General features: G+C 71.0%; 16 protein-coding genes. 13 read left to right on the forward strand and 3 right to left on the reverse strand.

Features of this window, described 5'->3' with window-relative positions; genetic code table 11:
* Nucleotides 1–6: 6 nt before the first annotated feature.
* The 11 genes from folP to K6T36_RS00425 all read left to right on the forward strand — a co-directional run bounded on the left by folP (nt 7) and on the right by K6T36_RS00425 (nt 10276).
* Nucleotides 7–2619: a dihydropteroate synthase gene (gene folP / locus K6T36_RS00375; protein ID WP_222922098.1), complete on the forward strand. Its 2613-nt coding sequence runs from the start codon at nt 7–9 to the stop codon at nt 2617–2619.
* Nucleotides 2616–3335: an RNase P subunit p30 family protein gene (locus tag K6T36_RS00380; RefSeq protein ID WP_222922099.1), complete on the forward strand. Its 720-nt coding sequence runs from the start codon at nt 2616–2618 to the stop codon at nt 3333–3335. Before folP ends, K6T36_RS00380 begins: the two co-directional genes overlap by 4 nt.
* A complete protein-coding gene (locus K6T36_RS00385; RefSeq protein WP_222922100.1) occupies nt 3316–3978 on the forward strand; it encodes a class I SAM-dependent methyltransferase in 663 nt (220 codons plus the stop codon). Before K6T36_RS00380 ends, K6T36_RS00385 begins: the two co-directional genes overlap by 20 nt.
* Nucleotides 3979–4027: 49 nt before the next feature.
* Entirely contained in the window at nt 4028–4564 is a 537-nt protein-coding gene (locus K6T36_RS00390) for an Rpp14/Pop5 family protein (protein WP_222922101.1), read from the forward strand.
* 6 nt (nt 4565–4570) lie between these two features.
* Nucleotides 4571–5344, forward strand: a complete 774-nt coding sequence (gene psmA / locus K6T36_RS00395) for an archaeal proteasome endopeptidase complex subunit alpha (protein ID WP_222922102.1) — start codon at nt 4571–4573, stop codon at nt 5342–5344.
* Between the two features lie 82 nt (nt 5345–5426).
* Entirely contained in the window at nt 5427–5927 is a 501-nt protein-coding gene (locus K6T36_RS00400; RefSeq protein ID WP_222922103.1) for a GNAT family N-acetyltransferase, read from the forward strand.
* 290 nt (nt 5928–6217) lie between these two features.
* A complete protein-coding gene (locus tag K6T36_RS00405) occupies nt 6218–7279 on the forward strand; it encodes a glucose 1-dehydrogenase (protein ID WP_222922104.1) in 1062 nt (353 codons plus the stop codon).
* Nucleotides 7276–7926, forward strand: a complete 651-nt coding sequence (gfcR, locus tag K6T36_RS00410; RefSeq protein WP_222922105.1) for a transcriptional regulator GfcR — start codon at nt 7276–7278, stop codon at nt 7924–7926. Before K6T36_RS00405 ends, gfcR begins: the two co-directional genes overlap by 4 nt.
* A gap of 153 nt (nt 7927–8079) precedes the next feature.
* Complete coding sequence (locus K6T36_RS00415) at nt 8080–8427, forward strand: glutaredoxin family protein (RefSeq protein WP_222922106.1); 348 nt, start codon at nt 8080–8082, stop codon at nt 8425–8427.
* Nucleotides 8428–8589: 162 nt separating this feature from the next.
* Nucleotides 8590–9150, forward strand: coding sequence for a DUF7110 family protein (locus K6T36_RS00420; RefSeq protein ID WP_222922107.1), 561 nt, complete (start codon nt 8590–8592; stop codon nt 9148–9150).
* A 142-nt stretch (nt 9151–9292) separates the two neighbouring features.
* Complete coding sequence (locus tag K6T36_RS00425) at nt 9293–10276, forward strand: phosphoadenosine phosphosulfate reductase family protein (RefSeq protein WP_222922108.1); 984 nt, start codon at nt 9293–9295, stop codon at nt 10274–10276.
* 113 nt (nt 10277–10389) lie between these two features.
* Here K6T36_RS00425 and K6T36_RS00430 read toward each other — a convergent pair whose 3' ends face one another.
* Nucleotides 10390–11430, reverse strand: coding sequence for a M48 family metallopeptidase (locus K6T36_RS00430; protein WP_222922109.1), 1041 nt, complete (start codon nt 11428–11430; stop codon nt 10390–10392).
* Between the two features lie 106 nt (nt 11431–11536).
* Between K6T36_RS00430 and K6T36_RS00435 the strand changes: the two genes are divergently transcribed.
* Nucleotides 11537–12292: a diphthine--ammonia ligase gene (locus tag K6T36_RS00435; protein WP_222922110.1), complete on the forward strand. Its 756-nt coding sequence runs from the start codon at nt 11537–11539 to the stop codon at nt 12290–12292.
* A gap of 31 nt (nt 12293–12323) precedes the next feature.
* Here the strand turns inward: K6T36_RS00435 and K6T36_RS00440 are convergent, their stop codons facing one another.
* Nucleotides 12324–13295 (reverse strand): nucleotidyltransferase family protein, encoded by a 972-nt coding sequence (locus K6T36_RS00440; RefSeq protein WP_222922111.1) that lies wholly within the window; start codon nt 13293–13295, stop codon nt 12324–12326.
* A 131-nt stretch (nt 13296–13426) separates the two neighbouring features.
* Here K6T36_RS00440 and K6T36_RS00445 point away from each other — a divergent pair, with 131 nt between their 5' ends.
* Complete coding sequence (locus K6T36_RS00445) at nt 13427–13714, forward strand: transcriptional regulator (RefSeq protein WP_222922112.1); 288 nt, start codon at nt 13427–13429, stop codon at nt 13712–13714.
* A 67-nt stretch (nt 13715–13781) separates the two neighbouring features.
* Here K6T36_RS00445 and K6T36_RS00450 read toward each other — a convergent pair whose 3' ends face one another.
* Nucleotides 13782–14477 (reverse strand): type 1 glutamine amidotransferase domain-containing protein, encoded by a 696-nt coding sequence (locus tag K6T36_RS00450; protein WP_222922113.1) that lies wholly within the window; start codon nt 14475–14477, stop codon nt 13782–13784.
* Nucleotides 14478–14572: the final 95 nt, after the last annotated feature.

Genomic DNA, 14572 nt, shown 5'->3' on the forward strand with positions numbered 1-14572 from the left:
CCGGGTATGCGCTACTACGAGGCGGCGAACTTCCTCTTCGACCTCCGGCGCTTTCAGGTCAAGCCGGGCACCGAATCGGTGCGCGACCTGTTGGCGCACCTGGGCGACCCCCACGAGGGGATCGACTTCGTCCAGGTCGCCGGGTCGAACGGGAAGGGGAGCGTCGCCCGGATGGTGGAGTCCGTCCTCCGGGAGGAGGGCCGCCGCGTCGGCCTCTACACCTCCCCGCACTTCGAGGACGTCCGCGAACGCGTCCGCGTCGACGGCCGGTCGATCCCGAAAGCCGAGGTCGCGGCGTTCGTCGAGGCGGCCAAGCCGTGGCTGGTCGGCCGCGCGGCCGACGGCGAGCCGCTCACCTTCTTCGAGGTCGTCACCGCGCTGGCCCTGTGGCGGTTCGACCGCGCCGACGTGGACGTGGCGGTGCTGGAGGTCGGGATGGGCGGGGAGTACGACGCCACGAGCGTCGTCGACCCCGTCGCCGCGGCGGTGACGAACGTCTCGCTGGAGCACACGGCCGTCCTCGGCGACACGGTCGAGGAGATCGCGCGCACCAAGGCGAAGGTCGCTCCCGCAGGCGGTCCCCTCGTCACGGCGACGGAGGGTGAGGCGCTCGCGACGGTCCGGGAGGTCGCCGGCGATCGCGACGCCGACGTGATCACCGTCTCGGGGCCGACCGGCGGCCCGGACCCCGCGGACGCCGACCTGACGGCGACGTACGAGGGCGCGGTGAGTCCCCAGGAGTCGCGCGTCGCGATAGTCGGCGGCGGCCGGGCCGTCGAGACGCGGATCCCCCTGCTCGGGGCCTACCAGGCGACGAACGCGGGCGTCGCCGCCGCGCTCGCGCGGGCGCTGGGCGTCGAGGACGGGGGGACACTCGCGCGCGGGCTCCGGAACGCCCACTGGCCCGGGCGCTTCGAGGTGATGGAGTCCGAGCCGCTGGTCGTGCTCGACGGCGCGCACAACCCCGCCGCCTGCGGGACGCTCGGGGAGACCCTCTCGGAGCTCGACTACGACGACCTCCATCTCGTCTTCGGGGCGATGCACGACAAGGACCACGGCGAGATGGCGGCGGCGCTCCCGCCGACGGCGACGGTCCACACCTGCGCGCCGGCGCTGGATCGCGCGGAGGACCCCGAGGTGCTCGCGCGGGTGTTCGAACGGGAGACGGACGGGGCGGTGACAGCCGGCGACTCCGTCGCGGACGCGCTCGGGGCCGCACGCGAGGCGGCCGATCCGGACGACTGCGTGCTGCTCACGGGGTCGCTGTTCTGCGTCGCGGAGGCGCGGACGACGTGGACCCGACAGGTCGTCCCGAAGGACCTCGACGACGAGGCCGGCGCCCGCGAGACCCTCGCGGACGCGAACGTCCCGACACCGGAGATCGACGCGACCGCCCGCGAGAGCGTCCACCGGACGGTGAAGACGCGGGTCTCGGAGTCGCAGGCGACGACGCTCCGCCGGGAGGCCGCCCGTGCCGGCGTCGCCTGCGGCGTCAGCGGCGTGGGCGGCGGCGAACTCGCGGAGGTCGTGCTCTCGGGATCGCGCGCGGAGTTCGACGCGTTGGTCGGGGCGCTGGAGGGCCTCGGCGACGGACTCGCCGGCGTGGCGGCGGACCTCCGGGACGCACCCGACTCGGCGTCGGCGTCAGCGTCGGCGGCGTCGGCGTCGGCGTCGGCGTCGGCGTCGGCACCGGCGGAGGACTACCCCTGGACCGACGGCACCGCGGTGATGGGCGTCCTGAACGTGACGCCGGACTCGTTCCACGACGGCGGCGAGTTCTTCGACGAGGCGGACGCGCGGGCGCGGGCGGAGGCGCTCGCCGCCGCCGGCGCCGACATCGTCGACGTGGGCGGGGAGTCGACGCGGCCGGGCGCGGAGACGGTGTCCGTCGAGGAGGAGATCGCCCGCATCGAGCCGGTTATCGAGGCCATCGCCGACGTGGACGCGCTGATCTCGGTGGACACGCGGAAGGCGGCCGTCGCGGAGGCGGCGCTGGACGCCGGCGCGGACGTCCTCAACGACGTGACCGGCCTGGAGGACCCCGAGATGCGCTTCCTCGCGGCCGAGCGCGACGTGCCGGTGATCGTGATGCACAGCATCGACGCGCCGGTCGACCCCGAGAGCGACCCCGAGTACGACGACGTGGTCGAGGACGCCATCGCCGAGCTGGGCGAGCGCGTGCTCCTCGCGGAGAAGGCGGGCATCCCCCGCGAGAACGTCATCGTCGACCCCGGGATCGGCTTCGGCAAGTCGCCGCGGGAGAACTTCGCGATCCTCGGGCGCCTCGGCGAGTTCGACGCGCTCGGGTGTCCGGTCCTGTTCGGGCACTCCCACAAGCGTATGTTCGAGTTGACCGGCGAGACCGCCGGCGACGCGCCCCACGGCACCGTCGCGGCGACGGCGCTGGCGGCGGCCAACGGCGCCGACATCGTCCGCGTGCACGACGCCGCCGAGAACGTCGCGGCCGTCCGGGTCGCCGCGGCCGCCGCCGACCCCGAGGGGTTCGACGCGCCGCGACCCGACGGCGGCGAGGACGGCCGCGGCGACGATGACGGCGTCGCCGCCGACGGAAGAGCCGGCGACGGTGACGGAACCGGAAGCGACGGGGAGGACCCGTGACCGCGAGCGACCCGGGACCGTACGAGACCGCGTACGCCCGTCCCGACGGCGACGCGACGGCCGCCCGGCTCGCACAGACCGCGAGGCGATACGGCTACGACGGGCTCGTGATACGCACGCGCGAGACGGAGTTCGACGCCGACGCGCTCCGCGAGCGCTACGACGTGGACGTGGTGCCGGCGGTCGAGGTCGTCGCCGACGAGCCGCCATCCGCCAGCGGCGCGGTCGGGAACTTCCGGCCCGACTACCCCCTCGTGCTCGTGCGCGGCGGAACGGACGCGCTCAACCGCTTCGCCGTCGAGCAGGACCGCGTCGACGTGCTCGCGGCGCCGCTGTCGGGCGAGGGCGGGTTCAACCACGTGCTCGCGAAGGCCGCGGCGACACACGGCACGCGCGTGGAGTTCGATCTCGGCCCGGCGCTGCGCGAATCGGGCGGACGGCGGGTGCGCGCGCTGAAGGGTCTCCGGAAGCTCCGCGAGATCGTCGGCCACTACGACGCGCCGTACGTGGTGAGCGCGCGGCCGACCTCCCACCTCGAGGTGCGGTCGCCGCGGGAGCTGGTCGCCCTCGGCGCCGAGTTGGGGTTCACGGAGGAGTGGATCCGCGATGGGCTCGCGGAGTGGGGTCGGCTGGCGGCGCGCAACCGCGAGCGACTGTCCGCGGAGTTCATTTCCCCGGGGGTCCGAGTGGACCGGTGTGAAGAAGACGATCGCTGACCACGCGGCGCGGTTCTCCGAGGCCGCCGCCGACTACGACGACGAGCAGAACAGCGAGGAGTACGAGGCGTGCGCCGGGCTGGTCATCCGCCGCGCGGGGCCCGCCGGGAGCGACACGGTGCTCGATCTCGGCACGGGAACCGGGGCCATCGCGCTGGCGCTGGCCGACGAGGCCGGTCAGGTCGTCGGGCGCGACGTGAGCGAGGGGATGCTGGAACAGGCGAGAGGGAAGGCGGCCGATCGAGGGACCGAGAACGTCGAGTTCGGCTACGGCGAGTTTCGCGACCCGGGGTACGACGGCGACGCGCAGATCGTCACCTCGAACTTCGCGCTGCATCACCTCGCGGACGAGGAGAAGCGCGAGGCGATCGAGACGTGGGCGGGCCTCGACGGCGGGACGACGCCCAGCCGGAGCGACTCGGTCGGCCCGCGGCGGATCGTCCTCGGCGACGTGATGTTCTTCGGCGAGCCCGATCCCGAGGAACCGTTCTACAGCCCCGAGGTCGACGACCCCGCGACCGTCGGGACGCTCGTCGACTACTTCACCGACGCCGGCTACGCCGTGACGCAGGTGGACCGCGTGCACGACCAGGTCGGGGTGATCACCGCCGAGCGCGTCGTCTCCGGCGGCCGGGAGTCGTGATCGAACCGAAGCGAGTCGTGATCGAGTCGACCGCCGCAGTCGACCGCGCGTGAAGCACCTCCCCAAGCACCTCCGGCCCCGGTGGCGCTACCTCGTCGTCGGGCTGGAGTCGTGGCCCGACGCCGACCTCTCGCGGGGGCCGTTCCAGCGCGAGGTGTGGTACGCCGCCCAGAACCTCCTGGGCGACCCCGGGAGCGCGGACGCCGACCTGACGGTCGTCCGGTTCCGGTTCGAGGCGGGCCGCGGCGCGGCGATCGTCCGCGCTCGCCGCGGCGAGGTCGAGCGCGCGCGGGCGGCGCTGGCGTGCATCGACGCGGTCGACGGTCACCCGGTCGGCGTGCGCGTACGCGGCGTCTCGGGGACGATACGGGCCGGTGAGGAAAGCTATTTACGCGACGCGGGCGGATTCGTGGACGAGAGTACGGTCGAACTCACGGCCGACGACGCGAGCGGACCCGGCCGTCGTTGCCGCGACGGCGCGGTCGACGTCTCGACGCCGTCGGGGTACGTGGGCGCGACCGACGCAGACACTTCCCGACCGGGGCTGTCCGACCCGGACGACGACGCGGCCCCGGACGATCACTGAGACACGATGCAGGGACAATCCCAACAACAGGCGTACGACCGGGGGATCACCATCTTCTCCCCGGACGGTCGCCTCTATCAGGTCGAGTACGCGCGAGAGGCAGTCAAACGAGGCACGGCGAGCGTCGGGGTCCGCACGACCGACGGCATCGTGCTTGCGGCGGACAAGCGGTCGCGCTCGGAGCTGATGGAGCCCGCCTCCGTCGAGAAGCTCCACAAGATAGACGACCACGTCGGCATCGCCAGCGCGGGCCACGTTGCCGACGCCCGACAGCTCATCGACTTCGCCCGCCGGCAGGCGCAGGTGAACCGCCTCCGCTACGGCGAGGAGATGGGCATCGAGACGCTGACGAAGACCGTCACCGACCACATCCAGCAGTACACGCAGGTCGGGGGCGCGCGCCCGTTCGGCGTCGCGCTCATCGTCGGCGGCATCGAGAACGGCGAGCCCCGCCTGTTCGAGACGGACCCCTCGGGTACCCCGTACGAGTGGAAGGCGCTCTCGATCGGCGCGAACCGCGCGGACGTACGCGAGCGCCTCGAGGAGGGCTACAGCGACGAACTCTCCATGGAGGAGGGGATCGATCTCGCGCTCGCCGCGCTGGCGGAGTCCGGCGACGACGAGGGGCTCGAACCCGACGGCGTCGGCCTCGCGACGATCGGCGTCGACGACGAGGTGTACGTCGACCACGACGCCGCCTCGATCGAGGGCTACCTCGACGAGTTCGGCTACCTGGCCGAGGACGACGAGGGCGCCGAGGACGACGCTCCCGACGAATAAGGACCGTCGACCGTTTCCGCGGACGGCCCGGTTCGCTCCGCCTCGCCGGACCGCTTTTCATCCACACCCGCCACCCGCAGGTATGTGCGACGATCGGTACGATCTGCGTGCGGGTTCGCCGACGGTCGAGGAATTCCAGCGGCTGCGGGCGCTCGCAGGCATGAGCGAGCGCCCGCGCGCGGGGATCGAGCGGGGGCTGCCGAACAGTCTCTTTGCGGTCCGCGCCGTCGACACCGAGGGCGATCCGGACGCGCTCGGCGGCGGGAAGCCGGATGTCGACAACGACACGGCCGGCGTCGATGACTGGACGACCAGCGTCGACGACGGCACGGTCGTCGGGATGGGCCGCGTCGTCGGCGACGGGGGATCGGTGTACCACGTCTGCGATATGGCGGTCCACCCGGATCACCAGCGCCGCGGGCTCGGACGCCGGATCCTGGACGCGATCGACCGGTTCGTCGACGACGACGCGCCCGCCGGCGCCTACGTGAACCTCATGGCTGACGTGGACGGCTTCTACGAGGGCGCCGGCTACGCGGAGACGCGGCCGGCGTCGAAGGGAATGTACCGCCGAGTGGAGTGACGACTCGGCGGGTACTGGAGTGACGGCTCGGCGGGTTCTGGAGTGAGCACTCGGCGGCTACGGTCTCCGGACACCTCGTCCGCGACGCCGTGCGGGCGGCACGGCGCCGGTGCGGACGGGTGTGTCGGCACGGAACGCGGCGGCGACCCCAGACGTGGTGACAGTACTGTGGTGACAGACGGTGGAGCGTCGCGTGCTGGCCGGAGACGCTCCGTGGGCCGCCGCCGCTGACACAACTATTTACTCATGATAGAATAAGCCTTTTGGCGGCGCGCGTGGTACGACCGGGTATGAAAGCCATCGCCGTTCGCCGGGGGGAGGAGACCCCGTCCGTACTCGAGAAGCCGAGACCGGACCCGGCCGAGGGGGAGGCGCTCGTCCGGACGCTCCGCGTCGGCGTCGACGGGACTGACCACGAGGTCATCGCCGGCAGCCACGGCGGCTACCCCGAGGGGGAGGACCACATCGTCCTGGGCCACGAGGCCGTCGGCGTCGTCGTCGACCCGAACGGGACCGGGCTCTCGGCGGGCGACGTGGTCGTGCCGACCGTCCGACGGCGACCGAACGGCTCGAACGACTACTTCGCCCGCGGCGAGCCGGACATGGCGCCCGAGGGGTTCTACCACGAGCGCGGCATCGACGGCGCCCACGGGTTCATGTCCGAGTACTTCACCAGCCCCGCCGAGCACCTCGTGCACTGCCCGCCCGAACTCGCGGAGCTGGGCTTCCTCGTCGAGCCGGCGTCGATCACGGAGAAGGCGATCGAACACGCGCGGGCGAGCCGGTCGGCGTTCGAGTGGGACCCCGAGTCCGCATTCGTGCTCGGCAACGGGAGCCTCGGGCTGCTCACCGTGGCGATGCTGCAGGCGTCGTTCGACCGCCTCTACTGCCTGGGGCGGCGCGACCGCCCGGACCCGACGATCGACATCATCGACGAGCTGGGCGCGACGTACGTCGACTCCCGCGAGACGCCCGTCGACGAGGTGCCCGACGTCTACGAGCCGATGGACTTCGTGTACGAGGCGACCGGGTACGCGAAACACGCCTTCGAGACGGTCGAGGCGCTGGCGCCCAACGGCGTCGGCGCGCTGCTCGGCGTCCCGAGCGACTGGGAGTTCGAGGTCGACGGCGGCGCGCTCCACCGGGAGCTGGTCCTCCACAACAAGGCGCTCGTCGGCTCGGTGAACTCGAACGTCCGCCACTTCGAACGGGGTGTCGAGTCCGTCGCGGCCCTGCCGGAGTGGTTCACCGACGATCTGGTGACGGGCGTGTACGGCCTCGACGAGTTCGAGCGGGCGTTCGACGACGACGACACCACTATCAAGACGGCCGTGGAATTCGGGTCACGATGAAGAACGTCGACGACCTCATCGACGACGCGGCGGAGCTGGCAGAACGCGGGCTCTCGAAGGGCGAGATCGCCGACGAGCTGAACGTCTCCCGGGAGACGGCCTCCTGGCTCGTGGACCGCTCGGGCGCGACCCCCGGCGACGCCGCGGGAACCGACGACGCGGGCGCGACCGGCCCCTCGGGCCCGCAGGACATCCACGTCGACTGGTCGGCGATCGGCCGCGACTCCAAGCGACTCACCCACGTCGGCCGGGCGATGGCCGACCTGCTCGCCAAGGAGGGCGAGGAGGTCGACCTCACCGTCGGCATCGAGAAGGCCGGCACGCCGCTGGCGACGACGATCGCGCGCGAACTCGACACGGACATGGCGGCGTACGCCCCCGCGAAACACCAGTGGGAGGAGGGCGACCTCGACCAGACCGGCGGCGGCTTCTCGCGTAACTTCGCGACGATCCGCGGGCGGGAGTGCTTCGTCGTCGACGACACCGTCACCTCCGGCACGACGCTCACGGAGACGGTCGAGGCGGTGCAAGCGGAGGGCGGCAAGCCCAAGGCGTGCGTCGTCATCGTCGACAAGCAGGGACTCGACGAGGTCTCCGGCGTCCCCGTCTACTCGCTGATCAACGTCGTCGGCGTCGGTCGCGACTAGGTCCGGTCGGACTCCCGCGGGAGCTCACGAGGCGGTTCGTCACCGAAGACCACGGTGACCGATGGTCCTCGGGGTACGCGTACGCCGGATAGTCGAACGACGGTCGCGGATCCCGTCACAACGTCTATCAACCGGAGTCGCCTACGATATCGCATGGCATTTCAACCCGAAAGCGAGCTGACGGCCGAGGAGGCCGCCGAGCGCGTCGAGGAGGCGCTCGCGACCAACGACGTGGTGCTGTTCATGAAGGGGAACCGGCTGATGCCCCAGTGCGGCTACTCGAAGCGCGCGCTCGGGCTCATCTCCCAGCACGTCGAGGAGTTCGAGACGGTCGACGTGCTCCCCGCGCTGCCGGAGTTCCGCGAGGCGTTGGAGGCCGAAAGCGGCTGGGAGACGATCCCACAGACGTACGTCGACGGCGAGTTCGTCGGCGGCAGCGACATCCTCGCCGAGTTGGACGAGCGCGGCGAGTTGGCCGAAACGCTTGAAGTCGACGCGTAGCCGCGCCGAGCCGGCGGGGGGACCCGTACCCACGCGGCGACATCGGTCGGGGACAGGTGTTTTACGCATCGGGTGCGTAGATACCGGCGAGTAGGGTCGTACGGACGGCGACCGCGGGACGCCGCGGCGCTTCCTCGTCGCACCCACCCCACCACCCCACACATGTCAGGCCGCGTATACCGACTTCACTCGACGCTCGAACTGCCACTGGAAGACCTACAGGACCACTTCGCGTCCGACCCGGAACTCCCGGAGGGCGTCGAGGACGTCGACATCACACGCCGGAACAACACGCTGATCCTGAAGGCGGTATCGGACGACGAATCGATCGGCAAGTACACCCCGACCGCACAGCTGAAGGCGAGCGTCTCCGAGACGCGCGTGTACGAGGAGGAGCCGCCCCGTACCGGCGGCGGCTGGATGCAGGAGGAGGAGGAGGAGATCCCCTCAGAACTCGTCGAGTTCGCCTGCTTCAAGGGCGACCGCGAGACGGTGTTGCAGAACACCGCGCTGCAGTATCAGATGTTCCTCGTGCTCCGCGAGATCGCGCTGCTGTCGGAGAAGGGGACGCTCACCGCGATCACCGAGGTCGACGAGGAGCTGCACGCCCACCGCATCGTCGAGGGCGAGGAGCGCCCCGCCAGCGTCGAGGTCGTCGAGACCCCGAACCGCGACGCCGAGAAGGGCGGCGTCGAGTGGCGGGACAACAAGTTCATCAGCTGATCGCGACGCCGCATCCGGAACGGTCGCCCGCGTCGGTCCGGGCCGGACGGCAGACGGCGCTCGCGAGTCACTCGGATGCGCTCCCGACATCCGGGTAGGGTCACAAGAACTTTAGTCGTCTAATTATATCTCATTACCAGGCATGGCCGACTCACAACAGCAGTTCCCGGACTATCTGGACGTGGACTACACCGCCGGCGAGGGCGAGGAGCCCGGCGACTACCCCAGTATCGAGCACAAGCTCGAGAAGGCGCTGGAGGTCGTCGAGACCGGCCTTCGCGAGTACGACAACCCCGCGGTGATGTGGACCGGCGGGAAGGACTCGACGCTGACGCTGTACTTCGTGAAGGAGGTCGTCGAGCAGCACGACGAGCTGGAGCTGCCGGTGACGGTGTTCATCGACCACTACCAGCACTTCGACGAGCTGATGGACTTCGTTCGCCACTGGGCCGACGAGTGGGACCTCGAGGTCAAGTGGGCCCGCAACACCGACGTGGGCGAGTACGTCGACGAGAACGGGCTGGAGCCGGGCGACGACATCCCGGTGGAGGCGCTCTCCGAGCACAACCGGCACCACATCCGGAACATCCTGGAGTACGAGGAGGACACGTTCCCGTTCCTGCTGGACACGTACGTCGGCAACCACCTGCTGAAGACGGTCGCGCTCAACGACACGCTGGAGTCCGAGGAGATCGACGGCATCATCTCGGGCATCCGCTGGGACGAGCAGGAGGCCCGCGCCGACGAGACGTTCTTCTCGCCGCGCCACGACCCGGAGATCTACCCGCCGCACGACCGCATTCAGCCGATCCTCCAGTTCAAGGAGGCCGACGTGTGGGACGCCTTCTGGTACTTCGTCGTGCCGGAGACGGTGGAGGGCTACCCCGAGGACGGCTACGTCCCGCAGGGGTTCGACGACCTGCCGGAGGGCATCGAGATCGAGGACATCCCCGTCTCGCCGAAGTACTTCGCTGGCTTCCGCTCGCTGGGCTCGGAGATCTCGACGGACAAGTCCGCCGAGGAGCCCGCCTGGCTGCAGGACATGGAGAACACGACCGAGCGCGCCGGCCGCGCCCAGGACAAGGAGGACCTGATGGAGCGCCTCCGCGACCTGGGCTACATGTGAGGACGGCGAGCACCCGACGGTCGGACCGGACCGCGTAGCCTGTCACCGACACGCCCACCCTTTCTGACCGGGACTCGGATCGCCCACCAGGCAGCGATCGGTTCGCCGCCGAGCTACCGCTTCTCGATCGGGACCCGGGTCCAGCCGTCGCCCGCGCGGTCCGGACGGATCGGACGGAGGTCGTCGACGCCACGATCGGGCGATCGCCCGAGCGCCCCCTCGCGCTCGGCCCGCCGTCGAAGGCGTTCGATCCGTTCGTCCATCGGCGGATGCGTCGACAGGAGGCGGACGAGCGGCTGTTCCTCCCCGTCGCGGCCGCGGCGATACAGCGGCGCGAACGGAAACGGCGACCGGCTCGCACTGTCGATCCTCCGCAGGGCGCTCGCCAGCGCGAGCGGCCGTCCGGTCACCTCGACCGCGCGGTCGTCGGCTGCGTGCTCCCGCCGCCGGGAGTACGCGCGCAACAGCAGCGTCAACGCGATCAACAGCAGGGTCAGCGTCCGTGCGAGGCCGACGTGCAGCCGGCCGGGGAGCGTCCGGTGCCAGCGGTCCGGCGTGCCCCGGACGAGCGCGACCCCGCGGGCGAACCCGCCGGCGACGGCCGCGACCGGCGCGAGCGCGAGCGCGACGAGTCCCACGGCGGTGTGGACGACGCTGTGGCCGAGCGTCTGTACGAGGCCGTCGCGACCCTCGATGTGGGCGAGTTCGTGGGCGAGCACGCCCTCCAGCTCCGCGGCCGACAGCAGACGAAACAGCGAGTAGTCGATCACGAGCGCCGGAGTCGGGCCGCCGAGCGCGAGCGCGTTCGGCTCGCCCAGGCGGGCGACGAACACGCGCGGACGCGCCACGTCCATCCCGCCGGCGAGCGCGTCGACGATCCGGTGGACCGTCGGCGCGCGCCTGCGCGGGACCTCACGGGCGTCGAGGCCGACGAGCGTGCGACCGGTTCCGAACCGGTATGTCAGGTAGCCTGACGCGAGCGTCGCCACGATGAACGCCGCCGCAAGCGCGAGCGGGTCGGGACGGTTCGCCCAGACGAACCGCGCGAGCAGCCAGACCGCGCCGGCACCGACCGCGTAGACCGCGATGGTCGCCGCGCCCGCGACGACCATGGCCGTCCGGAGTCCGAGGGGGGGGTCCGGGGCCGTCGACATGAGTCGTCGGTCCTACGCCGCGTGCGCTCAAACCGATGTCGGCGCGGGCGACGGGACGCCGCCGCCGACCGTCACGGGTAAGGCCGGGTCGGCGCGTATCGACGGTATGAGCGACAACGATGGCGGCGACACGGCCGCCGGCGGCGACGGCGACGGCGCCTACGTCGGGCTGTTCTCCGGCGGGAAGGACTCGTCGTGGGCGGTGTACCGGGCGCTGGAGCGCGGGCTCCCCGTCGAGCGACTGCTGACGGTCCACCCCGCGGGCGACTCGTACATGTACCACGTCCCCGAAACGCGCCTGGCCGCGTTGGCGGCCGAGAGCATCGGGCTCCCCCTCGTGGAGGTGGAACCCGAGGACTTCCACGCCGGCGAGGCGACCGACTCGGGCGCGCAGGGCGACAGCGAGCTGGAGCCGATGGAGGCGGCGCTGACCGACCTCGCGGCGGACCTGCCGCTCGCGGGCGTCACCGCCGGCGCCGTCGAGTCGGAGTTTCAGACGAGCCGGATCGAGGCGATGTGCGACCGCCTCGGGATCGACCTGTTCGCGCCGCTGTGGCAGCGCGATCCCCGGACGCTGGCCGAGGAAATGATCGACGCCGGGTTCGAGATCCGGATCCTCCAGGTCGCGGCCGCGGGGCTCGACGAGTCGTGGCTCGGCCGTACCATCGATCGCGAGGCGCTCGCGGAGCTGGAGCGGCTCAACGACGAGTACGGCGTCCACGTGCTCGGCGAGGGCGGGGAGTTCGAAACGTTCGTGGTCGACGGCCCGCACATGGACCGGCGGATCGAGGTAGAGTACGACACGGAATGGGACGGCACTCGGGGACGGATCCGGGTGACGGACGCCCGGCTGGCGGAGTAAACGGGCGAGCGAGTCGGAGCGATTCGTCGGCTCAGCTTTCCTCGTTCGTCAGCCGCGAGTGCGCGCCGATGAGGGCGCCAGAGAGATCGAGCCCGTCGACGACGGTCTCCTCGTCGATGATGCTCCGGCGCACGTCCGCGTCGCGGACGGTCGCGTTGCCGAAGACGACCGACGAGTCGAGCGAGGAGTCGACGATCTCCGCGCCCGCGAGGACGTACACGTCGTCGCCGATCTCGGAGTTCTCGACGGTCGCGTCCGGGTGGACGACCGACTCGCCGTCGAGGTACCACGAGACGGCGTCGAGGTAGCTCTCGGGGGTGCCGATGTCGAACCACGCCTCCTCGAAGGTGAACGCGTGGACGGGCTGGCGCGACTGGAGCCACTGGATGAACCAGCCGGGCTCGTCCGGGTTGTTGCCGTCAGAGAGGTATTCCTCGAAGTCCGGAAGCGTCTCCTGCGGGAACGCGTAGCAGGCGATGGACACGAGCGTGCTCTTGGGGTCCTCGGGCTTCTCCTGGAAGTCGACGACGCGGTCGCCGTCGAGTTCGACCAGGCCGTAGCTCTTCGCACGCTCGCGCGATCCCACGTCGTAGGCCGCAAGCGCCGGCGTCCCCTTCTCGGCGAAGAAGTCCACGAACTCCGCCACGTCGAAGGAGATCAGGTTGTCGCCGGCGACGACGACCAGGTCGTCGTCCACGTTCTCGCGGTCGATCAGCTGCGCGAGCGCGCCGACGACGCCGAACTTCTCGGACTCGGCGCTGGTGTCCTCGACGGAGACGGTCGGCTTCTCGAACTCGGCGTCCGCGAGGTAGTCCTCGAACTCCCCGGCGAAGCGTTCGTTCGTGGAGACGAACACCTCGTCGATCCGGTCGTCCGCCTCCAGATCGCCGAAGATCTCGTCGATGACGGTGCCGTCGCCGACCGGAAGCAGCATCTTCGGCCGGTTGCGAGTGATCGGCCACAGCCTCGTCGCGTACCCCCCAGCGAGCACAACTGCCTTCATGGACTCAGGGTTACGCCCGACCGACAAGGGTTTTTCCTCTCTCGGTTCACGTTCCCGACAGGTTATCGCCGGCACCGACCCGGACGGCGGTCGCCCGAAACCGATTCCCGCGGCGGCGACCAACGATCGGTATGCCCGATCGGACGACCCGCGAGCGGATCGCCGAGACGCTGCGCGAGCGGGCGTGTTCCGGCGGCGCGCTCGCCGCCGAGTTCGACGTGCCCCGTTCCGTCGTGTACGACCACCTGGACCACGTCGCGGAGTCGCTGCCGGAGAGCGAACAGTTTCTGGTCGCGCCGCCGACGTGTCGCGACTGCGGCTTCGACGACTTCGACGACCCGGTGAACGCCCCGTCGCGGTGTCCCGAGTGCAAGGGAGAGAACGTCGAGGAGCCGCGGTTCGTGATCGAGTCCGACTGACGCCGACCGGCGTCGCCTACGCGGTCGTCTCGCCTACGCCGTCGCTTCGCCTACGCCATCGCTTCGCTCACGCCGTCGCCTCGACGCCCAGCTCCGCGAGGAGCGTCTCGGCTGCCTCGCTCGACGAGCCGGGCCCGCGGGCGGTGATCAGGTCGCCGTCGACGGTGACGCTGGTCTCGGCGTCGAGTTCGGCGTCGAAGGTCCCGCCGGCGGCGACGACCTCGTCCTCGACCCAGTAGGGGAGCTTCCGCCCCTCGATCCGGTCGAGGTCGTCGACGATCCCCTCCTCCCACTCGTTCGGGAAGCCGGTCACGTCGCGGCCGTCGACGAGGAACTCCCCGTCCGCGTTCCGAGCGAACGCGAGGATCCCGACGGCGTGACAGACGACCAGCGCGACCCCGTCGTCGCCGGCGACCGCCTCCCGCAGCGCGCCTCGGGCGTGGCGGTCCTGGTTCACGTCCCAGACGGTGCCGTGGCCGCCGGGGAACACGACGGCGTCGTGGTCGGCGGCGTCGACCGTCGCGATCGGTTCGGGATCGCGAAGCCGGTCGTCGGTCTCGTGGATCTCGCGGTACCGTTCGACGGTCTCCTCGCCCACGTCCTCGGGGTCGAGCGAACGCTCGTCCACCACCGGCGGCGACCCGGACGGCGTCGCCACGGTCACGTCGACGCCGGCGGCGTCGAGCGTCGTGAGCAGCTCGATACACTCCTCGGCCCAGTACCCCTCCTCGCTGACGACGAACAACGCCGTAGTTTCGCTCATGCGTCCGAACGGTGGACCCGAACTCCGGAAAACGTGTCGCCGGCGGAACCGGCTCCACTGGCGGGCGGCCGTCCCGCCGTCGCGAGGGCGACCGC

The organism is Halobaculum roseum, assembly GCF_019880245.1.
GTDB lineage: Archaea > Halobacteriota > Halobacteria > Halobacteriales > Haloferacaceae > Halobaculum > Halobaculum roseum.